This window comes from Kitasatospora sp. NPDC023176 (assembly GCF_055560495.1).
In genome coordinates, this window is record NZ_JBVHIP010000011.1 from 152017 (window position 1) to 177333 (window position 25317).

At 73.8% G+C, this 25317-nt stretch carries 19 protein-coding genes and 1 pseudogene; 13 read left to right on the forward strand and 7 right to left on the reverse strand.

What is annotated here, in order from left to right; all coding sequences use genetic code 11:
* Positions 1–11 precede the first annotated feature (11 nt).
* Positions 12–2795: a M4 family metallopeptidase gene (locus ACZ3YL_RS18155; RefSeq protein ID WP_465658385.1), complete on the reverse strand. Its 2784-nt coding sequence runs from the start codon at positions 2793–2795 to the stop codon at positions 12–14.
* 317 nt (positions 2796–3112) lie between these two features.
* Positions 3113–3388 (reverse strand): M15 family metallopeptidase, encoded by a 276-nt coding sequence (locus tag ACZ3YL_RS18160; RefSeq protein ID WP_465658387.1) that lies wholly within the window; start codon positions 3386–3388, stop codon positions 3113–3115.
* 74 nt (positions 3389–3462) lie between these two features.
* Here ACZ3YL_RS18160 and ACZ3YL_RS18165 point away from each other — a divergent pair, with 74 nt between their 5' ends.
* Both ACZ3YL_RS18165 and ACZ3YL_RS18170 read left to right on the forward strand, forming a co-directional pair.
* Positions 3463–3840, forward strand: a complete 378-nt coding sequence (locus tag ACZ3YL_RS18165) for a hypothetical protein (RefSeq protein WP_465658389.1) — start codon at positions 3463–3465, stop codon at positions 3838–3840.
* A 59-nt stretch (positions 3841–3899) separates the two neighbouring features.
* Positions 3900–4721: a hypothetical protein gene (locus tag ACZ3YL_RS18170; RefSeq protein ID WP_465658390.1), complete on the forward strand. Its 822-nt coding sequence runs from the start codon at positions 3900–3902 to the stop codon at positions 4719–4721.
* A 21-nt stretch (positions 4722–4742) separates the two neighbouring features.
* Here ACZ3YL_RS18170 and ACZ3YL_RS18175 read toward each other — a convergent pair whose 3' ends face one another.
* On the reverse strand, positions 4743–5165 hold the full coding sequence (locus tag ACZ3YL_RS18175; RefSeq protein WP_188305636.1) for a carboxymuconolactone decarboxylase family protein: 423 nt from the start codon (positions 5163–5165) through the stop codon (positions 4743–4745).
* 137 nt (positions 5166–5302) lie between these two features.
* On the reverse strand, positions 5303–5611 hold the full coding sequence (locus ACZ3YL_RS18180; protein ID WP_465658392.1) for a P-loop NTPase family protein: 309 nt from the start codon (positions 5609–5611) through the stop codon (positions 5303–5305).
* Between the two features lie 312 nt (positions 5612–5923).
* Here ACZ3YL_RS18180 and ACZ3YL_RS18185 point away from each other — a divergent pair, with 312 nt between their 5' ends.
* From ACZ3YL_RS18185 to ACZ3YL_RS18195, 3 genes are read left to right on the forward strand one after another with little or no spacing between them, the layout of a single operon-like run.
* On the forward strand, positions 5924–6916 hold the full coding sequence (locus ACZ3YL_RS18185; RefSeq protein WP_465658394.1) for a tyrosine-type recombinase/integrase: 993 nt from the start codon (positions 5924–5926) through the stop codon (positions 6914–6916).
* Positions 6917–6922: 6 nt separating this feature from the next.
* Positions 6923–9412, forward strand: a complete 2490-nt coding sequence (locus tag ACZ3YL_RS18190; RefSeq protein ID WP_465658396.1) for a tyrosine-type recombinase/integrase — start codon at positions 6923–6925, stop codon at positions 9410–9412.
* Positions 9409–9924, forward strand: a complete 516-nt coding sequence (locus ACZ3YL_RS18195) for a DUF6262 family protein (RefSeq protein ID WP_465658398.1) — start codon at positions 9409–9411, stop codon at positions 9922–9924. The genes ACZ3YL_RS18190 and ACZ3YL_RS18195 overlap by 4 nt, the downstream gene beginning before the upstream one ends.
* 104 nt (positions 9925–10028) lie before the next feature.
* On the opposite strand, the pseudogene ACZ3YL_RS18200 reads toward ACZ3YL_RS18195, so the two are convergent.
* A pseudogene (locus tag ACZ3YL_RS18200) lies at positions 10029–10247 on the reverse strand (P-loop NTPase family protein); the annotation flags it as partial.
* A 342-nt stretch (positions 10248–10589) separates the two neighbouring features.
* On the opposite strand from ACZ3YL_RS18200, the gene ACZ3YL_RS18205 reads away from it, so the two are divergent.
* From ACZ3YL_RS18205 to ACZ3YL_RS18235, 7 genes are all read left to right on the forward strand, one after another.
* Positions 10590–11405, forward strand: a complete 816-nt coding sequence (locus tag ACZ3YL_RS18205) for a hypothetical protein (protein ID WP_465658400.1) — start codon at positions 10590–10592, stop codon at positions 11403–11405.
* Positions 11406–11458: 53 nt separating this feature from the next.
* Entirely contained in the window at positions 11459–12361 is a 903-nt protein-coding gene (locus tag ACZ3YL_RS18210; RefSeq protein WP_188306621.1) for a hypothetical protein, read from the forward strand.
* The gene (locus ACZ3YL_RS18215) at positions 12358–13239 is read left to right on the forward strand and encodes a hypothetical protein (RefSeq protein WP_188306622.1); all 882 of its coding nucleotides are present in this window, start codon (positions 12358–12360) and stop codon (positions 13237–13239) included. The genes ACZ3YL_RS18210 and ACZ3YL_RS18215 overlap by 4 nt, the downstream gene beginning before the upstream one ends.
* Positions 13236–14309: a hypothetical protein gene (locus tag ACZ3YL_RS18220; protein WP_465658402.1), complete on the forward strand. Its 1074-nt coding sequence runs from the start codon at positions 13236–13238 to the stop codon at positions 14307–14309. The genes ACZ3YL_RS18215 and ACZ3YL_RS18220 overlap by 4 nt, the downstream gene beginning before the upstream one ends.
* Before the next feature lie 359 nt (positions 14310–14668).
* Positions 14669–14980 carry a hypothetical protein gene (locus ACZ3YL_RS18225; RefSeq protein ID WP_188306624.1) on the forward strand — a complete coding sequence of 104 codons (312 nt, stop codon included), beginning with the start codon at positions 14669–14671 and terminating at the stop codon, positions 14978–14980.
* A gap of 2 nt (positions 14981–14982) precedes the next feature.
* The gene (locus ACZ3YL_RS18230) at positions 14983–17163 is read left to right on the forward strand and encodes a DUF6571 family protein (RefSeq protein WP_188306625.1); all 2181 of its coding nucleotides are present in this window, start codon (positions 14983–14985) and stop codon (positions 17161–17163) included.
* Positions 17164–17275: 112 nt separating this feature from the next.
* On the forward strand, positions 17276–20089 hold the full coding sequence (locus ACZ3YL_RS18235) for a hypothetical protein (RefSeq protein WP_465658403.1): 2814 nt from the start codon (positions 17276–17278) through the stop codon (positions 20087–20089).
* Positions 20090–20130: 41 nt separating this feature from the next.
* On the opposite strand, the gene ACZ3YL_RS18240 is transcribed toward ACZ3YL_RS18235, so the two are convergent.
* Both ACZ3YL_RS18240 and ACZ3YL_RS18245 read right to left on the reverse strand, forming a co-directional pair.
* A complete protein-coding gene (locus ACZ3YL_RS18240) occupies positions 20131–21234 on the reverse strand; it encodes an NADH:flavin oxidoreductase/NADH oxidase (RefSeq protein WP_465658404.1) in 1104 nt (367 codons plus the stop codon).
* Positions 21235–21411: 177 nt separating this feature from the next.
* A complete protein-coding gene (locus tag ACZ3YL_RS18245; protein ID WP_465658406.1) occupies positions 21412–24159 on the reverse strand; it encodes an ATP-binding protein in 2748 nt (915 codons plus the stop codon).
* Between the two features lie 186 nt (positions 24160–24345).
* Here ACZ3YL_RS18245 and ACZ3YL_RS18250 point away from each other — a divergent pair, with 186 nt between their 5' ends.
* On the forward strand, positions 24346–25281 hold the full coding sequence (locus ACZ3YL_RS18250; RefSeq protein WP_188303335.1) for a hypothetical protein: 936 nt from the start codon (positions 24346–24348) through the stop codon (positions 25279–25281).
* The last annotated feature ends 36 nt before the right edge of the window (positions 25282–25317 follow it).

Sequence of the window (25317 nt, forward strand, 5' to 3'; positions counted from 1 at the left end):
ACGGCGCCGGCTCAGCAGCCGCCCGCCGGCCGCTCGCGGGTCACCAGGTCGGCCCGGCCCGCCGTGGCGTCCAGCCACACCACCCGGGTGCCCCGGTCGGCGGCCACCGCGTACTGGCCACCGCGGTCGCAGGAGATCCGCTGCGGCTCGCCGCCCGCCAGCGGCACCTGCCACAGCTTGGGCAGCGCCGCGTTGGTCCAGCCGCCGGCCGGCTTCTGCGACGTCAGCTGGTAGCTGACGGCCTGGTCGGAGGCGGTCAGCGTGGCGAACCGGGGGGCCTGCGGGGAGTCGGCGGGCAGCACGTCGACGATGCCCGAACCGTCCACCGCGCCCGAGCGGATGGTGCTGCGCCCGGCCGGATCGGCGGGGGTGTCCAGCCAGACCAGGCGCCCGCCCGCCAGCAGGGTGGAGGAGGGGCGGCTGGGCCCGGAGCCGGCCGGGGCGTGTGCGGTGTACTGGGCGGTGACCTTCCCCGCCGCGACGGAGTAGACGGTCGGCGCGTCCACCTGCTGTCCGCCGTCCTGCCAGGTCTCCGTCCAGCCGAGCAGGCCGTCGCGCAGGGTCAGGCCGGACAGGCCGTGCCCCTCGGGCAGCGGGAGTTCGACGGCCGGCGCCCCGTCGTGGACGAGGTACGCCCGGGTGCGGTGGGCCTGGGGGTCGTCGAGCACGTAGGCGATGTCCGGGCCGGAGACCTGGAGTCCGTCGAGGCTCTGGGTGGTGCGCAGCAGGCTGCGCACCGGGCCGGCGCCGCTGAGTGGGGCGGTCAGGATCTCTCGGCCCGGGCCCTGGGGGCCGCCCTGGGCCTCCCAGACGGCGGTGGTGCCGTCGGTGGCGGCCCAGCTGTGGAAGCGCCCGTCCTGGGGGCTGAGCCGTACGGGCTTGCCGCGGCCGTCGACGGTGCCGGTGTACAGCCCGTTGCCGTCGGGCCCGTTGGCCAGGATCACCCAGTGCCCGTTCGCGGCGACCGGGCTGGACATGCTGTTGGGGATGTCCGTCAGCAGGGTGCGGGCGTCCGTGCCGAGCCGGTGCTGCCAGCCGGCCCGGATCCCGTGGGCGTCGAACGCGGCGGCGATGGCGCGCAGTTGGCGGGTGTCCAGGCCCTGGTCGCGGCCGGCGGCCAGCACCGCGTTGCGGCCGGCCAGGAAGTCGTCGGTGGGGGTGAGGTAGTCGGCGAGGGCGTGGTAGACGACCCGGTCGGCGGTGAGCGGGTCGATGCCACGCCGCACGTCCCACAGCGCGCCGCCGAAGATGGTGGAGTTGAGGTGCACCCCGCCCTGGTCGACGTCGAGGGTGCCCAGGTAGTCGTCCACGGTGGTGCGGTGGTCGTCCAGGCGGCGCTGGGCGCAGGCCTGCGGGGTGCCGGTGCGGCACAGGCTCTCGCCCAGCAGCGGGGCGGTGGGGTCGTCCATGGCCAGGCCGCGGGCGGTGACCTCGATGGCGTTGCCGAAGTAGTCGGCGATCGCCTCGTTCATGGCGCCGGACTGGCCGAAGTAGACCAGGTTGGCGGTGTGGTCGATGACGGCGTGGGTCATCTCGTGGCCGGAGACGTCCAGGGCGGCGGAGAAGGGGTAGTAGGCGTCGCCGAGGGAGCCGTAGACCATCTTGCGGCCGTCCCAGAAGGCGTTCGGGAACGGCTTGCCGTGGTCGCTCACGTTGACCACGGAGACGATCGGGCCGCCCTGGCCGTCCAGGCCGTTGCGGCCGAGCCGGTCGCGGTAGAAGTCGTCCACGATCCCGGCGTTGACGTGGGCGTCGGTGGCGCCGTCGTCCCCGGTGGCGGCGGGGAAGTCGGGGGTGGGGGAGGAGACGGGGGCGGCGTCGGCGGGGACGGTGCCGTCGAAGTCGCCCTCGTCGCGGCCGCCGGCGTCGTAGGTGGTGAGGGTGCCGGGGCGGGTGAGGTCGGTGAGCTGGTAGCCGCCGTCGGGGCGCTTGGCGATGTGGACGGCGGTGGCGCGTCCGTGGGCGTCGGGGGCGGTGCCGGTGGCGGGCTGGAGGCCGTCGGCGGGGGCCTGGGTCCCGGGAGTTCGATCCTCGGGGGCCTGGGCCTGGGCCTGGGCCTGGGCCTGGGCCTGGGTCTGGGCCTTGGGGGCTTGAGTCTTGGGAGCTTGAGCGGCGGGGGCCTGGCCGGGTGCCGGGCCGGCGGCGGGGCTGGGGGCGCGGGTGTCGTGGGCCAGGGCGACGGTGCCGGCGGTGGCGTCGACGTACACCTCGCGGGCGGTGCCGCCGGCCCCGGGGCGCACGGTGTAGTGCTCGGTCAGGCGGCCGGGGCCGCCGGGCAGGACGACCGCGCCGAGGTCCTCGGCGGTGGCGCCGGTGCGCTGCTGGGGGTCGGTCAGCGAGTCGATCGCGGTGCGGCGCAGGACCTCGGCCGGGACGGCGGGGGTGGTGGGGGCGGTCAGGCCGGTGAAGTAGCGCCCGCCCGCCGACTCGACCTTCTGGCCGACGCCCTGCCCGGCGAGGTGCACCAGGTACTGGCCGCCGAGGACGGGGATCCCGCCGTGGCGCTGCTCGAACCTGACGGTGCGCCGGCCGTCCGGGCCGGGGGTGGAGGCGAGTTCGGTCAGTTCGCCGGTGTCGATGCGGTAGCGCTCGGGGTGGGCCGCCAGGTGGGCCCGGGCGGCCTGGACCGGGTCGCCGGGGGCGGGTTCGTCCAGGCCGGTCACCAGCTGCGGCGTGGCGGTGTCCTGGCCGGCCACCAGGGCGGGCACCGGGTCGGTGTCCGGACCCGGGGCCGGCGCGGCCAGGGCGGGCGGCGCGGTCAGGGCCAGCGCCACGGTGGCGGCGGCCAAGGCCAACGCGCGGGCGGTACGCGAATGTTGGGGCACGGCGGTCCTCTCGCGTGCGGGTACGGGGGTGCGACGGCACGGTGGCGCGTCGCGGTACCCACCATAAGCAGTCAGACGACATATGTCGATTGACGGCCTATCAAGACCGTGTCGATACCCCCACCCCGTCCACGGCCCGCCGCGGGCGATCCGTTCAGCCCGCTGACGGATGCTCAGATCCGAGGGCGCGCAGGCCCGAGGAGCTCCGGGCCGCGCCGCCCGGCGCCACCGCCCCGCCCCCAGCCGCCACCGCCGTCACCCCGCCCTCACCCCGCCGCGTCCGGCAGCTACGCCGGGCAGGTCCCGCCCGGCGCGGTGAGCAGCTCGAAGTGCCACACCTCGTTGCTGTACACCTGGCACAGCCCGTACCGGGCACCGTGCTGGATCAGCCAGTAGTCGGCGTTCGTCGGGCCGAGGTCCACCGCCTTGCCCGCCACGTGCGCCGACTTCTCCGGCGTGTTCACGAACTGCCGGGCCCGCTCCAGGCTCCCGTACTTCTCCACCGCCTTGTCCAGCAGCCGCTGCTGGTAGGCCTTGCTGCGCCAGCCGGAGGTGACGCTCATCTCGCCTGACCCTCAGCTACACCCTCTTCGCCGTCACCACCGGCACCCTCTGCCTAGCCGTCGTCTACTTCGGCATGCGCTACGTCCCCAACTGCCCGCTGACCTCCGCCAACCCCCGCTACCGCTCCGAGGCCCCCTCTCGGCAGGAGATCCTCGACTCCCTGCTCAACGCCAGCGGCTACGCCCTCGCCCTGCTGAGCGCCGTCGGCATGGCCGGCGGCTGGCTGATCGCCGTGTCGTCGGTCCAGTGCCACGGGGTCTCCGGCGGCACCCGCCGGGCCCGGATCTGGGTGAACGCCACCTTCGGTGCGCGGAACAGCGGGAACCACCGCTCCCCGAAACCGTCCCCGAGCGCCAGGCCCTCCAGCGCGTCACGTGCAGCCGAATACGTCATCCCGGCATCCTCGCACCGCCCGCACCCCGCCGCCCCGGCCCGGAGCGCCACAAGTTGATCAAGATGTGACCGTCCACGGGATGGATCTGTCAGTCGGGATCACTACGGTACGTCGGTATGCGAAACGACGATCCGGACCAGCGCCGGAGCAAGTCCGATGACCAGCAGTGGGACGACTTCGTGAAGGCCGTGGCCGCGGAGCAGGAGGCGGCGAACCGCCCGGCCGGTGCGCCGCCGTCCCGGCGGGTCTGGCCGCGCAACGCCGCCCTGGCCGTGGGCGCCGCCGCCGTGGTCGCCATCGGCCTGCAGCTCGTGCCGTCCGCCGAGGACAGTGCCGCCCCGGCCGCGCCGGCCGCCCCGACCATGGCGGTCCCGGCCGTCGCCACCACCGCCACCACCGGTGCCGCCGGTCCGGCGGCCGCCGCGGGCCGTCCGCAGATACCGCTGGACCAGGTCTTCCCCGCCGAGGTGCGCTCGCCCTCCGGCACCGTCTTCACCAGGGTCGCCTCCGCCACCCTGCCCTCGTGCACCGAGCCGGACTCGGTCGGCTCCCGGCTGATCGCCATGATCAAGGCGGGCCAGGGCTGTGTGGGCGAGCAGGTAGCCCTCTACAAGGACGCCCGGAACGACCAGTTCAACCTGGCCGTGTTCACCATGAGGGACAAGCTGGACGCCCTCCACACGGTCACCCGGCTGTCCGAGGACTTCGAGGACTTCGAGGTCGGCGCCCAGGCCCCGCCGCCCGCCTCGGGCCTGCCGACCCTCCCGCCGGACAGCGGCATGGTCCAGGCCTTCAGCGGCAGCGGCCGCGCGATGCTCGTCAGTCTCGGCCAGTGGTCCGACGGTCGCTCCACCGACCGCCAGCAGCTCGTCGACCTCGAGGGCCCGCTGCGGGACGCCGTCGGCAAGGCCCTCCTCGGCTACGAGGCGCAGTCCTGAACCCGGGCCCGTGGCGGGGCGTCAGCCGGCCGTGACCGGGAGCAGGCCGCGCTCGCCGAAGACCTTCTTGGCGACGAAGGTGGCGTTCAGCGCCTTGGGGAAGCCGCAGTAGGCGGCGGCGTGCAGCAGGGCCTCGGTGATCTCGGTGGGGGTGAGGCCGACGTTGAGCGAGGCGTTGATGTGGACCTCCAGCTGCGGCTCGCAGCCGCCGAGTGCGGTGAGCATCCCCAGGGTCACCAACTGGCGGTCGCGCGGGGCGAGTTCGGGGCGGCTGTAGATGTCGCCGAAGCCCCAGGCGACCACCTGGTGGGCGAGTTCGGGGTTGATGTCGGCCAGGGCGTCCACCACGCGCCGGCCGCCCTCGCCGTCGACCCGGGTGAGCATCTCCATGCCCCGGTCGAACCGCTCCTGCCGCTGCCCGGCCCCCTGCTCCGAAACGCCCATGTCCCCGTCCTCTCCTCGTACCGTTCTGGTGTCGCGGCCCCGGCCGACCGGCCCTGGCCACGGAAGGAACCGTAGGACTTGGAGTGCACTCCAACTCAAGCCTGGCCCGTACGACACGCCGTCACCCCGTCGCGCCGTCAGGGCAGGGGCGTCCACCCGGGCGGGGTCAGCGCGGTGTCGGCCAGGATCCGGGCGACCGTCCCCGCCAGCGTGCTGCTCTGCGGGACGACCCGCTCCACCCCGCCCGGCAGCAGGTCCCGCTCCCGGTACCACCCGGCCATGTCCCCGGGCGAGAACTCCGCCGCCTGCGGCCGGGTGGCGTGCCGGCGCACCGTCTCCGCGAAGCCGACGTCCAGGTAGTAGAGGTGGCTGCGCCCCCGGTGGTCGGCGACCAGGCCCGCGAGCATCGCGCCGTAGCGCTCGGCGGCGAGGATGCCCTCCACCACGACGTGGAAGCCGCTGTCCAGCGCGTTCCATCGGGGTCTTCTGGCTGTTGCGTGACGTGGTGTCAGGTCTCCTCGTTGATGAGCTAATGCTCGTTCTTGGGGGGTGAGGCTCTGTGGCGAGACGTTGCAAGCAGCTACAGAGACAGGAAGTTGAACATGAGGGCTTTCCCAGTGGTACTGCCTTCGGGCGCCAGGTACTGGAGTGTCGTCGATGATGAGTTCCGGCCCTTCCCGGTAGCCGACCAGTGGCTTCGGTACCTCCGTCTCAGCAAAGACCGAGCTGAGACGACGACCAAGAGCTACGCCGGCTGCGTGGCGTTGTACCTCTACTGGTGTTTGACCACTGGCCGTGACTGGCGAGTGGCGGCCCGGGACCTGGGGCTGTTCATCCTCTGGCTGAAGTGGACGCCGTCCTCCCCGACGATCAACGGCTCGAACGTTGTCTTCGGCCCGGGCTCGGCTGTCGTCCGGCGCGAGCGACGCGTCAACAGGGTCCTGACGGCGGTCCGCGGGCTGCTGCGCTACGCGGTCTCGATCGGTGAGGCACCGGAGTGGGTGCTCGGGCAGATCTACGAGCTGGCCGACAGCAGCAGCCTGCCGCAGGAGGCCCAGGGCGAAGACAGCCGGCTCTTCTACCGCATGGGAGTACAGCACCGAGTGTGCGAGCCGGAAACGCAGGTTGACCGGGCCAGCGACGAAGAGCTGGTCTCGATGTTCCTGAACTGCCGAAACGCACGCGACCGCTTGATCGTGTTGCTGCTGGGACGGGTCGGATTGCGCAGGGGCCAGGCTGCTGGGCTGCACCGCTCCGACTGCCATCTCCTGCCGGACTCCCGTGCTCTGGGATGCGACCACAAGGGCGCCCACCTGCACGTCGTCCGACGGCAGAACAAGAACGGCGCCTGGTCGAAGTCCAAGAGCGAGCGGGTCCTGCCGGTCGACTTCTTGGTCGTTCAGGCATTCGATCAGTACAGCGACGAGCGTCACGCTCGCCTGGGTCCGGGCGGCAGCGACTTCCTCTTGGTCAACCTCTTCCGGGAGCCGCTGGGCGAGCCGGTGCCACCTGCGGCGATCAACGAGCTCTACGACGAACTCAACCGACGTGCTGAGCTCTCGCGGAAGGTGGCACCTCACATGAGCCGTCACGCTGCCGGCAGCAACTGGGCCGATGCCGGGGCCTCGCTCGACGAGGTTCAGGCCCTGCTCGGGCAGGACAGTACCGAGTCGGCCCGGCCCTACCTGCATCCAGCACCTGAACGTCTGCGGGAAGCCGTCGAGCGTGTTCCCTCGCCCAGGTTCCGGTGATCGGCGATGACAGTGATCGCGCTTAACGAGGCATCGCTCTCCCCCGCCGAACTGGCGGACCGGCGGACGAAGTTGATCCTTGAAGCCCTGGACGATGAGTTTCTTGCCTCGGTTCGATGGGACTGGGATCAGCGTGTCGTCTTCTTCCCCGCGGAGCATTTGGTCCTGAGTCGGCCCGCCTGCGCCATCGCAGAGTGCACCAACCCTGCCAATCACGGGCGTCTGTGCTCGGCCTGCCGACGCCGGTGGCAGCTGTCCAGCCTGGACATGGACGACTTCATCGGTTCGGCCGCCAGGAACTGGAGGTGCGTCGGGCAGTCGCCCTGCCAGGTTCCGGAGTGCGAGCGTCCCCGCAGGACGGAGAAGTGCGGACTCTGCGACCCCCACTACGCCCAACAGGAACACCGCGGGCTGTCCTTGGAGGAGTTCCTGCAGCGTCCTGACCTGTCGCCGATCCGTCGAATCGGCCCCTGCGCGGTCGTGGCCTGCTACCGGGACCGCGACAGCTCTCGCCACAGCTACTGCAAGGCACACCGGCACCGCTACAACGAGGCCCGACGTGCCGGCACGCTTGGAGACGATGAAGGGAGCTGGAGGCGAACTTCGTCGGCGATCCCCGTGTCCGGACAGGTCAGCTTCCGGGGACTGCCCCTTCCGCTCGTCGCTGAGATCCTCTACGGGTTTCAGCTGCGGACGAAGGAGTGCGTCCGCACGCTTGACCAGACGTTGCGCCGTCTCTGCGATCGCGCCCGCTCCCTGGGGCTGACGACAGTGCTCGGCTGGGACATCGGCGACCTGCATGTCAGCGAACGCGCTCTGACCCGGGGCATCCAGCGGGTCTGTTCCCGTGTCGGTGCGACCCCCGAGACCGAGCGGCTCAAGGACGTCTGGGACCTCACCGTCTTCGGCTTGAGTGGGACGGTGAGTTTCACGGAGATCCGCCAGACTTGGCTGCGGGAAGCCACGAAGCTCTGGGCCGCCAACGATCTCGGCCGCCGTCGTGGAGCCCGCGCCCACGGGATCCAGGGCGCGGTGCGGCGTCACGTCCTCAGCATGGAGCGGCTCTCCGAGTGCCTCTGGCTGCAGCGGGAGGATCACGGCCTGGACCACACCCGCTTCAGCCGCAACGACGTGATCAACCTCTGCAACCGGCTCGGCTACCTGATGCAACAGGACGAGCTGAGCGCGGGGATGCGCCACACCACCACCCTGCATATCCGCAAGATCCTCAACTGGTGCCGCACCTCGGGCATGACCCGTCCTGGGCAGCCGCTGGAAGGACTCCCACCGGACTTCGCCATCACACCGGACGACATCCCCGACATCCCCGAAGACACCGAGGCCGGCAAGGACCTGCCCGACGAGGTGATGCGGCAACTCTGTGCCAGTCTGCACCAGTTGGAGGCCAGCAGCTCGCGAGAGGTCCGGGTCTGCGTCGAGATTCTCATCGACACCGGCCGCCGTCCCGACGAGGCCGCCATGCTGCGGTGGGACTGTCTCACCACGGACCCCGATGGAACCCCCATCCTGCTCTACGACAACTCCAAGGCCAACCGTCCCGGACGTCGGCTGCCTATCGCGAAGGAAACAGCAGCCCTGATCACCGCTCAACAAGAACGCGTCCGCGAACGGTTCCCCGCGACCCCCGTTGCCGAGCTGGCTCTCCTCCCCTCGCCCCGCGCCAACCCAGAGGGCCGCAAACCCATCGGGAACATCGCTCCCGCGCACCGAAACTGGGTCGATGCGCTGCCCGACTTCCTGCTCCCGATCGAGGTCCTCGAGAACGGACAACCGACGATCAAGATGCTCCCGTTCGACAAGAGCCGGATCTTCCCCTACGCCCACCGGCACTCCTACGCTCAGCGACATGCAGACGCGGGCGTGAGGGTCGAGGTCCTCAAGGTCCTTATGGATCACCGACTCCTGTCCACCACACAGGGCTACTACCAAATCACCGATGACCGGCGCCGAGCGGCCGTTGAGCGGGTGACCGCGATGCAGTTCGACCGCCACGGAAACCGCGTCTGGCGCAAGGTTCAGGGGCTTCTGGAATCCGAGCACGTCCGGCGAGCGATCGGGGAGGTTGCCGTCCCCTACGGCGTCTGCCTGGAGCCCTCCAACGTCGCGGCCGGCGGACACAGCTGCCCCATCCGCTTCCGCTGTGTCGGCTGCGATCACTTCCGCACCGACGTCTCCTACCTCCCCGACCTGCACGCCTACCTCGCAGACCTGCTGCGGAGCCGCGAACGGCTCAGGTCTGCCTTCGAAGCCGACGACTGGGCCAGGAGTGAGGCCATGCCCTCCGAGGAGGAGATCGCCCGAGTGCGCCGTTTGATCGAGCGGGTCAAGGCCGACCTGGACGACCTCAGCCCCGAGGAACGCGCACAGATCGAAGCCGCGGTCGCCAACGTCCGCCGCGGGCGCCCGGTCATGCTGGGCATGCCCACTCGGATCAGCCAGCCGCTGCCCGACGTCCGGCCGGGGCGGCCTGCATGACCAACTCCATGCTCGACGGCCGGCAGGCCGACTCGGCCCGTCGGCGCCAGCGAGTACTCAAGGCCATCGACGCCATGCGAAAGGCCGGCAACACGGTTAGCGTCTCCGCGATCGCCCGCCAGGCGGGGGTCGATCGCACCTACCTCTATCGACACAAGGACCTCCTCGCCCTGGTCCACGCCGCCGAGCGGGAACCCACGGGACCGCAGGCGTCCGGGGTCACCCGGGCCTCGCTCCAGGCGGATCTCGCGCACGCGCAGGATCGGAACGTTCGCCTGTCCGCTGAGGTCCAGCGATTGCAGCGTCGTCTGTCCGAGGCGTTGGGCGAGCAGGTCTGGCGCGAGTCGGGGCTCGGCGCACCGGTCGACGTCGACGCGCTCCAGCGAGAGAACACACGGCTGCAACAGCAGAACATCCAGCTCAGGGGCTCGGTTGAGGAGCTCCAGGGCGAGCTCGACGCTGCCCGCGCTGCCAATCGCGATCTGACCCGGGCGCTCAACCAGAAGCCCTGACGCCACGGTTCACCCGCAGGGGGGATGACGCAACAGGTGTTGCAGTGACTAGAGTCTGAAATACGGCACTGAGCTGCACTGACGCACCTGCAACACGTCATCTCCCCCAGGGAAAGCGCGTGCCGGGCCACCAGGGAGACCAGGCCGATGTTCGCCCCGCCCGGCACGTCGCGCTCGCGCAGCACGGTGCGCCGCAACAGGTCCTGCCCGACGACCGCCACGCCCCGCCCGTACGCGGCCCGCAGCCCGGTGGCGACGCTGGACTTGCCCGCCCCGCTCGGCCCGCGCAGCACCACCAGCACCGTGTTCCGACTGCCCGTCACCGGGCCACCGTAGCGCCGCGTCCCGCCCGCCTGTTGCGGTTGGATCACGGACTGTCCGTTTCATCGGGCATTGGGCGGGAGTGCGGTGATTGTTTTCGTTGGCATGAATGTCATCGGACTCTCATACTGCCTGGTGAGGCACGTGATGGACGGTCCGGGAAGCCGCGGGGGGAGCGGATTCCCGACAGTGGCCCGCGTGCGAGATTCCGAGAATGTTCCCTTGGGGGGAGTGCTTTGTCCGCGCCCGAGAACGAGAGCGCCGCGTTCACCGATCCGCCGCCGGATCCGGCTGCCGCGCCCGCAGCTGCGCCGGAAGCAGCTGTCGTACCCGAACCCACGCCCGTGCCCGAGCCCGCAGCCGACCCGGCGACGGCCCCGGTTCCGGCCCCGGCCTCGCGCCGGCTGCCGCGTGCCGTCGGCGTCGCGCTGGCCACCGCCGGACTGCTCGCCGTCACGGCGGCCAGCGCCGCGGTGACCGTCGCGGTCGGCAAGCCGGACGGCCGTCCGGCCGCCGCGCCCGCACCGCGCGCCACCGCCGCGGCCACCACCCCGGCGAACACGAACACGAGCGCGAGCGCGACCCCGTCCGCCGTACCCGTCCCGGTGCCCACCGCCGCCCCGGCCGAGCCCGCCCCGGCCAGCACCGTCAAGGGCACGGTCAGCGGCGGCAAGCACGAGGGCGACCTGCGCTACTTCCTGCTCCCGATCCCGGCCGGCGGCGAGTCCTACGGGCCCGCGGACGGGATGCCGATGACCCGCGACGACGTCTCCGAGATATTCGGCAAGCAGGACGACATCGACACCATCCTCAACCGGCTCGGCTACCGGGACGGCGCCGAGCGCACCTACCGCACGGCCGACGGCACCGCCCAAGTCACCGTCACCCTGCTGCACTTCGGCTCCGCCGACCTGGCGAGCAGGTTCGTCCAGGGCTACACCGTCAAGTCGCAGGAGCCGATCGACATCGACGGCGACCCCAACGCCCACGGCTTCCGCAACAAGCCCAAGCACGAGGCCTACACCGGCTCGATGACCGGCATCTCCAGCCAGGGCGACGTCCAGTACACCGTCGACGTCGAGGTCAAGGGCACGCCGGACAAGGCGCTGCTGAACGACCTGATGAAGCGCCAGCGCGAGTGGCTCGCCTCCGGCGGCTGAGCCCGCGCCCGCCCCACGACGTCGCCCTCCCTTCCTCCTCTGGAGCCACTCACGTGACCACCGAACCCGCGCAGCAGCCGTCGGCTGCGGCCGAACCACCGCTGCCCCCGGTCCCGCCCGCACCGCCCGTGCCCCCGGTCCCGCCCGTACCGCCGGTGCCGGACGAGCCGCTGGTCCCGCCGGTCCCGCCGGTGCCCCCCGTCCCGGGCGCGCCGTTCCGGCCGGCCGACGCCACCGAAGGGGAGCCGGACACCCTGTCCGCCGGCCCCGACTCCGCCGCGCGCGCCCCGCGCCGCCCCCGCCCGGTGCTGCTGGCCGTCTGCGCGCTGGTCGTGGGCGCGCTGGCCGGCGGCGGCGTCGGCTACGCCATCCAGGCCCAGCGCCCGCCCACGCCGCTGCCGCCGCTGCAGGTGGCCCTGCCGTCCTACCCGGCCGAGGTGGTCGACCCGGCCGCGCTCGCCGCCGCGCAGCCCAAACCGCCCGCCATCGAGGGCGACCTGCGCAAACTGCTGATCAGCGCCCCCGACGGCACCTCCGCCTGGGGCGACTTCCCGGACAAGCCGAGCTGGATGTCCATCGGCGAACTCGCCGAGCGCAACGGCGACGCGGCCAACGTCTTCAAGAGCCTGGCCGGGTCCGGCTTCCGGCGCGCCGCCGAGGTGGACTGGAAGAAGGACGACATCCGCTACCGCGTCACGCTCACCCAGTACACGCCCGAGCACCTCGACAAGGCCGCGGCCGCCAACGGGAAGACCTTCGCCGACGACGCCAACGGCGGCTACTGGGTGGAGAACGAGCCGAGCAGCTGGTCCGACACCAAGGAGCAGTACTACTACGGGCACGCCGCCGCCCAGCGCGGCACGGTGCTGATGACCGTGGAGGTCTTCAGCCCCAAGCCGGTGGACTCCGGGGACCTCAAAGCCCTCGCCAAGCAGCAGTGGGAGCGGCTGGTATGACCGACGACTCCGTGACCACCACCCCGGCCGGCCCGGCCGCGCCAGCGGCCCCGGACGTCCCGGCAAGCCCCGAACCGGCCGGGCCCACCACCGAGTTCACCCCTCAGGGCGCCATCGAGAGCGCCCCCGCCGCACCCCACCCCGCCTCCCGCCGACTGCTGCGCGCGGGCGCGGCCACCGTCGCCGCCGCGCTGGTCGGCGTGGTCATCGGCGTCGGCATCATCAAGACCCGGTACGACGACCCCGCCCCGGTCGCCGCCGCCGGCCCCACCGCCGCCCCCGCCCCGACCGCCACCCCCACGCCCTTCGGCGCCAAGTCCAACGGCAGCCACTTCGGCTCGCTGCGCGACCTGCTGCTGCCCGTCCCGGCCGGCTACGCACCGGGCCCCGACGAGGGCGGCTACGGCAACGACACCGAGCTCGGCGCCGGACAGCTGTCCGACGAGATGGACGCCGAACTCCAGCAGATCCCCAAGGACAAGCGCGACAAGCTCCGCTCCTACTGGGAGGGACTGCACGTCAAGGGAACCGGCGTGCGGACCTACCGCAACGAGGACAACCACCTGGTGGTCGGGCTGCGGCTGCGCCAGTTCAACCAGCAGGAGGTGCAGCGGATCAACGAGTACACGGCGGTGTTCACCGGCGACACCGGCATCTTCCGCTCCGGCCCGCAGGTGCCGGGCCACCCCGAGGCGCACTGCTACCTGATGCCCGCGCCGCCGTCCGCGCCGATCGACTACCTGGAGTGCTCGGCCGCCGAGGGCGACCTCCTGGTGATCATGAGCACCGAGGGCGTGGCCCCGCTGCCCAAGGACAAGATCGTCGCCCTCTTCACCATGCAGCTCGACCGCCTCGCCAGCCCGGGAGCGTCCGTATGACCGACCACGCCGCCGCGCCGCAGCCCGCGCCGGAGCCGCACGACCAGGCCCCCGCCGCCCCCGCCGCCTCCGGGAGCGACGCCGGGAGCCCCTGGGCCGCCATCACCATCGACGACCCCCGGCCCGACCCCGGCCCGGCCGCCATGACGGCGCAGACCCCGCAGGAGCAGGCCGCCCGCCGCACCCGCCGCCGCGGGGCCACGGTGCGCTGGGGCTGCGCCGCCCTGGTGTTCGTCCTGGCGGGCACCGGCACCGCACTGGCCGTCACCGCCCCCGAGCGCACCGACCTTCCCGGGCTGGCCACCGCGAACGACGGCCGCTACACCTTCCCGCCCCTGACGCTGCCGCCGCTGCCCTCGGGCAAGGCCGCACCGAACCTGAAGGACAAGAGCGACGGGAACGGCAAGGGCCTGCACCAGGCGGACCTGCGCTACCTGCTGCTGCCCGCCCCCAAGGAGGCCGGCGGCTCGCTGAACCCGCCGGTCTTCCCGGTCCCGACGGTCCCGACGGTCTCGGCCACGGCCGCGCCCTCCGACGCCCCCTCGGCGAGCCCGACCCCCACCCCCTCGGCCACCGCCTCGCCGTCCGCGTCCGCTCCGGCGGCGCCCGGCGGGGCGGACCCGGCGAACTGGGTGCCCTGCAACGCGATGCTCGACGACCTGCAGAACCCGGCCCGGGCGCGCGCCCTGCTGCTGCAGAACGTGTGCCGGGCGGCCACCGTGCGGGAGTGGACCGCCTCCGACGGCACCACCACGCGGATCCGGCTGCTGCGCTTCGGCTCCTCGGCCGAGGCCTGGGGCACCTTCTCCCGGATGCGTTCGGAGATCCAGCTCAAGGCCGCGCCCGACGCGAGGACCGCGACCTCCTCCTCCGACCGCGAGCTGCCCGACGGTGTCGAGGTGACCCGCAAGGAGTCCCGGGAGAGCGCCGGCAAGGACGTGCCGACGACCAGGCTGGCGTACGTGTCGGCCTTCGACGTGCTGGCCGTCGTCACCATGACCAACCCTCACGGCGTGCCCGCCACGGCCTTCCGCCAGGTGGTCGACCTCCAGTCCGACCTGCTCGCCTGACCGACACCCACCTTCGAGAGGGCCCCTGGAAACCGCCGCCCGGCGGTTTCCAGGGGCCCTCGGTGCAAGGGGCCCGGGCGGTCCTGTCCGGCACCGGGCAGGGGGCGTCCGGGGGGTGTCTCCGGGCTCTCTGTGCCCCCGTCGGAGAGGAGGGGTGCGCGGTGGCCGTCAACGGGTCGTCACCGTCCGTCACCGCAACGGGTCCACCGGTCCCGCCGGTCGCCTCCGTCGCCGGGCAGTGACGAAATAGTGACAAATCCCTGATGAATCCCATGCGCAATCCGGTGCTCCGCGGACTTACGATCATCGGCGCCCCGGTGACCACACCGCCGGGGTCACCACGTATGGGGGATCAACGGATGAGCACACCAGCACCAGGCGGTTTCGGGGTCAACCATGCCGCGCTGGACAAGGCGCACGCCACGCTGACCAACCTGGCCCACGACTGCCCCGGTGCCGGCGCGGTCGCCGACGACGCCACCGGGACGGCCGTCACCGGCCTCAAGGGCTGGGGCAGCTCCGGCGCGCTGAAGGACTCGCTGGACGAATGGCACCAGCAGGTCAAGGCCCTGACCGGGCGGCTGAACGCCAACGCCACCGCGATGCAGGGCACCGGTGCCAACTACCTCAGTGCCAACCAGTCCGTCGCCCAGTCCCTCCAGGTGCCGTGATCATGCTCGGATACGAAGACGTCCTCAACGCCAACACCGACGCGCTGACCGCCGCCGCCACCCAGTGGCGCGCGATGGCCGCCCGCTTCCACACCATGCAGACCACCATGGAGCAGGACGTCCTGGGTGGGAGCGGCAACGGCAACGGCATCGGCGGCAACGGCCTGTTCGGCGGCAACGGCCTGGGCAGCGGCCCCTGGTGGACCGGCAACACGGCGAACCTGGCCAACGCGTCGCTGCTGACCACCAAGGGCCAGATCGTCGACGCCCAGACCGAGGCCAACGCGATGGCCTCGCTGCTCGACGAGGCGCACACGGACTTCGCCGCCGCCCAGAAGCAGACCCGCGACGCCGCCGACGGCGCGGTCAAGGACGGCTTCAAGGTCACCGGCACCGGCACCGCCGTGTTCGACGAGAGCACGCTCGACCCGGCGACCCGCCAGGCGCTGCACCACGACCCGGAGGCCCGGCAGTCCTACCAGGACGCGGCCGACAAGTGGACCAAGGCGATCACCGCCGGCGTCCAGGCCGCCACCCGCGCCGACGAGCGCATCGCTGCCGCCCTGCGCGGCGCCTCCAAGGCCGGCAACCCGCTGGACACCACCTTCAACGGCCAGGCGGTGGGCGGCGGCGACGCCGGCGACGCCCAGCGCGCCGCCGACCTGGCCACCCACCTGGACAGCCTGACCCCGGACCAGCTCACCCAGCTGCAGGACCTGATGAAGGACAAGGCGGACCACCCCGCCTTCTCCCAGGGCCTGCTGGACCGGCTCGGCCCGGACGGCCTGATGAAGCTCGCCCAGCAGCTGAACAGCCCGAGCGGCGACAAGAAGGCCGCCTACACCGACCTGCAGGGCGGCCTCACCCACGCGGTGGCCTCCGCCACCCAGGACACCAACACCGACTTCTACCGGCGCTGGCGCCAGAGCATGAAGGACGCCGGCTACAAGAACTACGGTTCCAACACCGACCCGGTGTACGGCTACCAGGTCCTCACCACCCTGATGACCAAGGGCGACGCCAAGTACTCCGCCGGGATGCTCGGCGACCTCGCCGACGACATCACCGCGACGGAGAAGGACCACCCCGACGCCTGGAGCTACAAGGCCAGCCACAGCGGCGACGCGCTGGGCGCCGACCCGCTGGACAACGTGCTCGCCGTCATGGGCCGCGAACCCGACGCCGCCACCGCCTACCTGGACCCGAACTCGGGCGGCGGCAACCAGCACCTGCACTACCTGCTCAAGGACCGCAAGTGGCCGGACGGCTGGGTCGCCAACCCCTACGCCGGCGTGGTCAAGATGCCCGACCCGCTGTCCCAGAGCGGACTGGGCGCGGCCCTGGAGGCCGCCACCACCGGCCAGCCGGCCGGCGCCCCGCACACCGGTCACCACACCGAGGCCCAGGCCCGGATCATGCACGACACCGTCACCACCCTGGACGAGGGCCAGGGCGGCAACAAGGTCAACGCCAACCTGCGCCAGCCGCTGGCCAACGCCCTGGCCGACTACACCAACGACAGCCACGAGATCTTCAACGGCCGCAACTCCCAGTACGCCGACCACGGCAGCGCGGTGTGGACCGACGCCAACGGCACGGTGCACATGGGCGTCGGCGAGGACAGCCTGGTGCGGGTGATGCGCGGGCTCTCCGACAACCCCGACGCCTACGCCACCCTGCACCAGGCCGAGAGCGCCAAGATCGCCCAGGAGCTGTCCTCGCTGGGGCCCAACGCCTCGCAGAACGACATCCAGGACGTGATGAACAAGGGCGCCGCGAGCCTGGGCGTCTACGACGCGGTCCGCGCCGACGTCGCCATGGGCCAGCGTGACGACGCCAACCTCCAGGCCGACTGGAAGGCCAAGGTCGCCTACCACGTCGTCGGCGCCCCGCTCACCCCCATCCCGTGGGTCGGCGACAGCGCCCAGCGCCTGGTCGACACCTGGGCCTGGGAGTGGGACAACCAGATGAAGGACCACAACAACAGCGTCGCCAACGCCAAGATCTCCGACACCTACCTGGACGCCAACAACGAGATGACCCACCTGGTCAGCGGCTGGGCCAAGGACCGCGGCACGGACCCGGACAGCAGCATGATCCACGTCGTCGAGGACGCCTCCCACGACCGCCGCTCCACCAGCGCCACCACCGCCGGGCACTTCCTCGGCCGCGGCAACTCCTGACGCACCGCCAGTCGACCCGCTGGGGCCGCCACCCGTTCCGGGCGGCGGCCCCAGCGGGTCGCCGTGAACCCCTCCGGCCCGCACAGCCGTCGGAACGGAGGGGGAGGAACATGTGACCAGCCGCACCGGAACCGCCGACGCCGACCACCGGCCCGCGCCCTGGGTCCGCAGCAGACTGCGCGCCGACCCGGCGGCCGCGCTGCTCATGGCGGCCCTCGCCTTCGTCACCGTCTTCCTCGCCGCCGCCCTGCCCCGGCTCCAGGACCGGGGCGCCGACGCCGCGCTGCGGGACTACGTCGGCCACGGGGACCTGCATCTGAGCAGCCTGCAGTACACCTCCCGGACCCGCCCCGGCGACACCGCCGCCGAACTCGCCGCCGTCCAGCGCGAACTGGCCGCGCGGGTGGGCGCGGAGCTGACGCTGTCCCCGGCCGGCGAGGCCCGCGGCGCCCGGGCCCGCACCACCGGTGACCTGAACAACCCCGGCTACACCCGGCTGGCCGCCGACGCGGCCCCGAAGCTGGCCCTGCTCCACCTCGACGGCCTCGCCGACCGGGTCACCCTCACCGCCGGCACCTGGCCCGCCCCCGCCGACGCCCCCGCCGACGCCTCCGCCCCGCTGCCGATCGTGGTGAGCGAGCCGGCCGCCCGCACCATCGGCATCACGATCGGCGACGTCCTCGACAGCGGCACCGGCGAAGCGGGCGCCCGCCGCACCACGGTCGTCGGCCTCTACCGCGTCGACGACCCGAGGGACCCGTACTGGGACGACCTCGGCTGCCCCGACCGCGCCTGCCTGCACCTGGACCCGCTGGGCAACAACTGGTGGCAGACCACCGGCTTCACCGACGGCGCCGACCTGGCCGCCCTCGCCCGCTGGGGCGGCGGCGCCGACGACTTCTGGCGGCTGCCCGTCGACCCCGCCGCCCTGCGCGCCGACCGGCTCGACCGCACCATCGCCACCGCCGACTCCTTCCTCACCGGCCCCGACGCCAAGGCCCTGGTCCCCGCCACCGGGCGCACCGACCTGCGCACCGCGTCCTTCCTGCCGGACGTCCTCACCCGGGCCCAGGACCGCTACCGGGCGGCCATGCCCCTGGCCGCGATCGGCCCGGCCGGTGTCGCGGGCGTCGCGGCGGTCGTCCTGGTCCTGGCCGCCGCCCTCACCACCGACCGGCGCGCCGGCGAACTCCGGCTGCTGCGCGCCCGCGGCGCCTCCCGCCCCGGGGTGCTGCTGCGGCTGCTCGGCGAGGGCGCCGCCACCGTGCTGCCCGCCGCCGCGCTCGCCACCGCCCTCGCCCTGGCGCTGCTGCCCACCCCCCGGTGGGGCCAGGCCGCACTCGCCGCCCTGGCCACGACCCTGCTCGCCCTGCTGGCCTTCCCCGCCCGGGCCGTCCTGCCGCGCCCACGCCCACGCCCGCGGCAGCACGGCGGCGCGCGCCGGGCGATCGGCGAACTCACCGTCCTGGCCGTGACCGTCGCGGCCGTGGCCGAGGTCCGGCGCCGGGGCGTCGGCCACCCCGGGGCAGGGACCGATCCGCTGCTGGCCGCCGCCCCGCTGCTGCTCGCCGTCACCGGCGCACTGCTGCTGGCCCGGACCGCGCCGCCGCTGATCGGCGGGCTGGCCGCCCTCGCCCGGCGCGGCCGCGGCCTGATCGGCTTCCTCGGCCTGGCCCGCGCCGCCCGCGACACCTCGGGCCGGCGCCGGCCCTCCGCGCTGCCGCTGCTCGCCCTGCTGATCGCCGTCACCAGCACCGGCTTCGGCGCCACCGTCCTGGACGCCGTCGACCACAGCCGACTGCGCGCCGCCCGCCTCGCGACCGGCGGGGACATCGGGGTGACCCTGCCGGACTACGCCACCGTGCCGCCGGCGTTCACCGAGGCCGCCGCCGCCCTGCCCGGCCTGCACACCGCCGCCGCCGTCCGGATCGAGCCCAAGTCCCTGCTCATCGGCGCGGGTTCGGGCTACGTCAAGGCCACCGTCGTGGTCGCCGAACCCGCCGCGTACGCCGAGATCGCCCGCACCACCGGCGCCGGCGGCTTCGACCCGGCGGCACTCGCCACCGCCCCCGGCGGCCCCGACACCCCCGTGCCCGCCCTGTTCAGCCGTGACCTGGCCGGGAGCCTCGCCGCCGGAGCACCCAGGCTCCACCTCGACAGCGGCGACGAACTGCGCACCACCGTCGCCGGAACCGTCGCCGCCACCCCGGCCCTGCCCGATCCCGGCCGGCCCTTCGTCATCCTCCCGGCCGGCCCGGCCGCCGAACGCCTCCCCGCACTCGGCAAGCCCAACCGCTGGCTGGCCGTCGGCGACATCGACCCCGAACAGGTCAGGACACTGCTGCGGGAGCGCGGCCTGACCCAGCCCACCGGCATCCTGAAACTCATCCAGGAGGACGCCGCCGCGTCCGGCCGCGGCACCCACGGCCTGCCACCCGGCTACACCGTCCACAGCAGCCGCGAACTGGCCGCCCAACTCGCCGACGACCCCCTCCAGCAGGCCGCCGCCCGCCTGTTCCGCTACGCGGCCGGCGCCGCCGCCGGCTTCGCCCTGCTCGCCGTCCTGCTGACGCTGCTACGGGCCGCCCCCGAGCGCACTGCCGTCCTGGCCCGGCTGCGCACCATGGGCCTGCGGCCCCGCCAGGGCCTGGCGCTGATCGCCGCCGAGGCCCTGCCCCAGGCCCTGACGGCGGCGCTGGGCGGGGGCCTGGCCGCGCTCGCGGCGGCCGCCCTGCTCGGCCCGGGCTTCGACCTGTCCACCCTGGTCGGCGCCCGGGTCGGTCACGCCCTGGGGCCCGCCGCGCTGCCGGTGCTGCTGCCCGCGGCGGGGCTGGCACTGCTGGTCTGCCTGGCCGTGGTGCTGGAGACCGCGGTCGCCGGCCGGCGCCGGCTCGCCGCCGAACTGCGGGCCGGCGACCAGCCCTGACCGGGTCCGCTTCCGGGTGCCGTCAGGGCCGGTCGGCACCGTCAGGCGCGGTGGTACTGGACGGGGGAGTGGACCTCGCCGCCGAGCGCGCCGGCCGCGTGGCGGGCCCAGGACGGGTTGCGCAGCAGCTCGCGCCCGATCAGGACGGCGTCGGCCCGCCCGTCGGTGAGGATCTCCTGGGCCTGGGCCGGGTCGGTGATCAGGCCGACGGCCGCCACCGGCAGGCCGGTCTCGCCCCGTACCGCCTCGGCGAAGGGCACCTGGAAGCCGGGTGCGGCCTGGATCCGGGCGTCGGGGACGAGCCCGCCGGTGGAGACGTCCAGCAGGTCCACGCCGTGCGCCTGGAGCTCCTTGGCGAGGCGGACGGTGTCCTCCGAGGTCCAGCCCTCGCGGCCGTCCTCGGGGTTCTCGGTGAGCCAGTCGGTCGCGGAGACGCGGAAGAACAGCGGCAGTTCCTCGGGCCACACCGCGCGCACCGCGTCGACGACCTCCAGGGCGAAGCGGATCCGGCCCTCGAAGGTGCCGCCGTAGGCGTCGGTGCGGCGGTTGCTCTGCGGGGAGAGGAACTGGTGGATCAGGTAGCCGTGGGCGCCGTGGAGTTCGACGGCCTGGAAGCCGGCCTCCCGTGCGCGCCGGGCCGCCTCGGCGAACTGCCGGACGATGACGCCGATCTGATCGACCGTCAGCTCGTCGGGGGTGGTGTGCTCGGGGGAGAAGGCCAGGGCGCTGGGGGCGACCGGGGTCCAGCCGTGCTCCTCGTCGGGGGTCAGGGCGCGCCAGCGGTCGATCCACGGCCGCTCGGTGGAGGCCTTGCGCCCGGCGTGGCCGAGCTGGATGGCGGGCACGGTGCCCTGCTCCTTGAGGAAGGCGGTGATCCGGCGGAACGCCTCCAGCTGGGTGTCGTTCCACAGCCCGAGGTCGTACGGGCTGATGCGCCCCTCGGGGCTGACCGCGGTGGCCTCCACGATGATCAGCCCGGTGCCGCCGGCCGCCCGCGCCGCCAGGTGGGTGTAGTGCCAGTCGTGGGGCACCCCGGCGTTCTCACCGGCCGGCGCGGCGCTGTACTGGCACATCGGCGGCATCCAGACCCGGTTGGGGACGGTCAGCTCCCGCAGGGTGTACGGGGTGAAGAGGGTGGTGCTCATGTCGGGCTCCCGTGGGGTCGGCGGCGCCAGGGCGCAGGCGCTTGCTGATGCGCTTTACGTGTCACAACAATAGTTGCACGGGACGATACTTTCAATGTCGAACGGCTCCGTACACCGAAAGCGGCGCCGCCCGGGGCCATCCCCTGGCGGCGCCGCAGCCCCCGTGCTGCCGGGGCGTCAGCCCCCCGCCCCCGCGGACAGCAGGCCGCGGGCCCGGGCCGCCAGGCCGTCGGCGCCGCAGCGGGCGGCCAGCTCCAGGCCCCGGGTGAGCGCGGCGCGCGCGGCCGGGGCGGAGCCCAGCGCCTCGCCGAGGTCGACCAGGGCGATCGCGTGCTCGTAGCGGGCCGGTGAGCGCTCCAGGTACCGGACCGCCTCCGCCAGCAGCCCGGCCGCCCGCGGCGGCTCGTGCACGGCGGCGCACAGCCTCAGCGCGCTGCCGACGGCCGAATCCGTCCCGGACTCCCGGGCCCGGCCGACCGCCTCCTCGGCGAGACCGCGGGCCCGGTCCGGTTCCACGGGAGCCAGCGCGCGCGCCAGGTGCCCCAGCCACGGCGCCCACACCGTGTTGCGCCACCCGCGCGCGTCCAGGGCCGCCCCGGCGGCGGCCAGCGTCGCGGCCGCGCCCGCCGCGTCGCCCCGGGCCAGCAGCAGGCGCCCGTACAGCGTCGGGGCGTCGGGCAGCACCATCACCGTCGGGTACGGCGGGCCGAAGGCGTGCTCGCGCGCGAGCTCCAGGGCCTCGTCCAGCCGGCCGCGCGCGGCCACCGTCTCGGCCAGCGCCCCGACGGCGTCCCAGTGCAACGGAGTGCCCGGCCCGATCCGCCCGGCGATGCGCAGGGCCCGGCGCAGGTAGTCCTCCGCCATGGCGAGGGCACCGCAGCGGAACCGCAGCATGCCGGTCAGCAGGTAGGCGAAGCCCAGGTGGCCACCGCTCCACCCGGCGACCTCATAGCTGCGCACCGCCTCGTCGAACAGCTCCTCCGCCCGGTCGACCCGGTCGGCGTACAGGTAGCTGAGGCCCAGGACCCCGGGCAGCTCGAAGCCCCAGGTGGTGTTGGTCCAGCCGAGGCTGCGGGGCAGCCGGCCGCCCGGCAGCGCGGACTCGGCCAGGGCGATCGCCTCCGCGCGGTCGGCGCCGCGCAGCGTGAGGTCCCAGCAGCGCAGCACGGCCACCGCCCGGGCCAGGCCGTCGCGTTCGAACACGGCCTCGCCCGGGGCCGGCCCGTCCGGGCCGGCGTCGGTGAAGGCCAGGCCGACCGTGTCCAGCATCCGGCCGAACTCCGCGAGCCGCCGGGAGCGGCCGGGGCCGTCGGGGTCCTCGAACTGGAAGGTGGCGAACATGAAGTCGGCGACCTCCAGGCGCAGCCGTCCCGGGCCGGGCGGGGTGCGTGAGGCCTCCTCGGCGCACAGCGCGGCGGCCTCGCCGAGCCGGTTGCTGTGGGCGAGGGCCTGGGCGAGCCGGAAGGTCGCGTCCACCCGCAGCTCGGGGCTCAGCCCGTACGGGTCGGCGAGCGCCAGGCGCAGCTGGTTGACCGTGGTCGCCGGGTCGGTGAGCAGGGCCGAGCAGCCGAGCTCGTAGAGCACCGAGGCCCGGTCCCGGTCGGCGGGCGGCTCGCTGATGGCGCGGCGCAGGCAGCGCTGCGCGGCCCCGGGCGCGCCGATGGCCAGGTGTTCGCGGGCCGCCCGGCGCAGCTTGTCGACGATGAGGCCGTCCCCTTCGGGCAGGATCTCCAGCAGGTGGCGGGAGGCCGCGGGCAGGCCGAGGCCGGCGTTCTCGATCTCGACGGCGGCGACCCCGTGCATCCCGGTGCGGGCCGCGGGCGGCATCGACTGGTAGACCGAGGTGGCGACCAGCGGGTGGACGAACTCCAGCCGGCCCGCCGGTGTGCCGGTCAGTACCCGGTGCCGGCGCAGCTCCCGGACGGACTGGGCGGCGGTCTCCGGGCCCTGGGCGCAGATGGCGGCGGCGAGGTCGGGGCGGATGTCGGTGTCCAGCACCGAGGCCGCCCAGGCGAAGCGCAGTGCGGTGGGGCCGAGCCGCTCCAGCCAGTGTCGCAGCGTCATTCCCCTTGCAGTGGCTGCGAGTTCGCGCAGCTGCCCGGTGCTCTCCTCGACCGGGTCGAGCCGCTGGTCGGCCACCTCGCGCAGCAGGGCGGCGGTCTCGTACGGGTTCCCGGCGGTGACCGCCCAGACGTGGCGGCAGAAGGCGTCCTCGGCCCGCTCGCCCAGGGCCGCGCGGACCAGGTGCGCGACCGAGGCGGGCTGGAGCGGGCGCAGTTCGTGTCGGCGGTCGGCCCGGTCGGCGAGCCCGCGCTGGAGTGCCAGCGCGTCGTCGGGGAACTCGTCGCGGCAGGCCAGCGCCAGCAGGGCCGGCAGCTCCCGGGCGCGCAGCGCGAAGCCGGCCAGCCAACCGAGCGACTCCGGGTCGGCCCAGTGCAGGTCGTCGACCAACACGGCCACCGGCGAACGCAGCTGCACGAGGCGGGTGAGGACGAAGTCCAGCCCGTCCCGCACCCCTTGCGGATCGAGCTGTCCGCCGGGCGGACACAGCCCCGCCGCCGGGCCGACGATGTCCTCCCACGGCCCGAAGACCCGCGCCCGCTCGTCGTCGGACAGGGCCGACAGCACCGGCCGCACCAGCTGGCGCACCACGTGGAACGGCTCGTGGCACTGCCGTTGCCCGCCCCGGGCGAACAGCACCGTGCAGCCCGCACGTTTCGCGGCCCGCCGCACCGCGGTCAGCACCGCGGTCTTGCCCAGCCCGGCCGCGCCGGTGTACAGCAGCAGTTCACCGACCCCGGCCCCGGCGGGCAGGGTGAGCGCCTCGATCGCCCGCTCGGCCGAGCGGATCTCGGCCTCACGTTCGTGCAGCGGCCAGTGGTCCCTCCCGGACCCGTCGTCGCCCCCGGCCTTCCCAGCGGTCACCCGTCGCCTCCAAATCGCCCTGCCAGGGCTGTCGTTGCGTCGCCGCAGAGCGCCGAGGCTACTGCCGAGAGGCCGGGTCCGGTACGGGCTTGACAAAGCCGCCCGGCCCGAAAACCCGTTGGCCGCCGCCCGCCCGGACGGCGATACTCGCGCGTCGGGGCAGCTGCGGAGGGGGAGCGGGCGGGCGTGGAGGTCTTCGCGTGCAAGGGGTGCGGCACCGCACTGACCAGGCCGCTCACACGGGTCCCGTACCCCGTCTACGCCGGCCTCCAGTACGGCAACGGCGTCACCATGCCCGTCCTCATGGAAGCGGGCACCTACGGCGTCGACGAGGGCCCCGCCGGCGAGCCCCGGCTGATCGTGATCGCTCCCGGCGACGCCCACGGCACCGCGATGGTCCAGCGGCGCGAACTCGGCGCCTGCTGTGGCGTCGACGGCCGCTACGGCCCGAACGTCACCTGCGCCGGCTGCGGCCGCAAGGTCGCCACCCGGGTCGACGACTGCTCGCTGTGGCAGGCCACCTGGCTGGAACCGGCCGCGGTGAGCCCCGTACCGGCGGGCCCCGACCCTCCGGCCGCCGACTGGCCCACCGTCACCGACCGGTGGCGCGCCGCCGACCTGTCGGACGGCGACGGCAGACGGAGCATCCGCTGGGACGTGGAGGCCGCCGTGACCCTGGCCCACCTCGTCCACGCCGCCGACGGCGCGCCCCTCGCCCTCGCCGCCGGACCGCTCGCCCTGGCCTTCCGCCCGCTCCTCGCCCAACTGCCGCCCCCGGAACCCGGCCCGGCCCGGCGCGCGGCCCTGGCCGGACCGGGCCTGCCGCCGACCGGCCCCCGCGCCGACATCGCCGTGGTCCCGCGCCACCCCCGGACCGGCGAGTACTGGCCCACGCCCCCGGGCGTGACCGCCGTGCCGCTGGCCGCCGCGTTCTGGGCCTCCCTCGTCTTCCGCGACGAACGCGAACTCGCGCCCGCCACCGGCGGCCTGCCCCCGGGCGTCGAACGCGACTACCCCCTCCCGCCCCACCCCCTGTACCCGGCCTACCTCGACCGGTGGCTCTTCCGCGCCGTCCTGAACCGCCTGAACGGCGTCGAGGGCGCGCCGGACGACCGGTGGTGACGAACGAAGGCGGCGCCGCCCGGGAAGGACCCGGGC

Excerpts from the sequence above, each read along its gene's own strand:
- ACZ3YL_RS18160 (WP_465658387.1), bottom strand. The coding sequence starts at position 3,388 with ATGAGCGTCACCTCCGGCTGGCGCAGCAAGGCCTACCAGCAGCGGCTG.
- ACZ3YL_RS18165 (WP_465658389.1), top strand. The coding sequence starts at position 3,463 with ATGCGCTACGTCCCCAACTGCCCGCTGACCTCCGCCAACCCCCGCTAC.
- ACZ3YL_RS18170 (WP_465658390.1), top strand. The coding sequence starts at position 3,900 with ATGCGAAACGACGATCCGGACCAGCGCCGGAGCAAGTCCGATGACCAG.
- ACZ3YL_RS18175 (WP_188305636.1), bottom strand. The coding sequence starts at position 5,165 with ATGGGCGTTTCGGAGCAGGGGGCCGGGCAGCGGCAGGAGCGGTTCGAC.
- ACZ3YL_RS18190 (WP_465658396.1), top strand. The coding sequence starts at position 6,923 with ATGACAGTGATCGCGCTTAACGAGGCATCGCTCTCCCCCGCCGAACTG.
- ACZ3YL_RS18195 (WP_465658398.1), top strand. The coding sequence starts at position 9,409 with ATGACCAACTCCATGCTCGACGGCCGGCAGGCCGACTCGGCCCGTCGG.
- ACZ3YL_RS18215 (WP_188306622.1), top strand. The coding sequence starts at position 12,358 with ATGACCGACGACTCCGTGACCACCACCCCGGCCGGCCCGGCCGCGCCA.
- ACZ3YL_RS18220 (WP_465658402.1), top strand. The coding sequence starts at position 13,236 with ATGACCGACCACGCCGCCGCGCCGCAGCCCGCGCCGGAGCCGCACGAC.
- ACZ3YL_RS18225 (WP_188306624.1), top strand. The coding sequence starts at position 14,669 with ATGAGCACACCAGCACCAGGCGGTTTCGGGGTCAACCATGCCGCGCTG.
- ACZ3YL_RS18230 (WP_188306625.1), top strand. The coding sequence starts at position 14,983 with ATGCTCGGATACGAAGACGTCCTCAACGCCAACACCGACGCGCTGACC.
- ACZ3YL_RS18240 (WP_465658404.1), bottom strand. The coding sequence starts at position 21,234 with ATGAGCACCACCCTCTTCACCCCGTACACCCTGCGGGAGCTGACCGTC.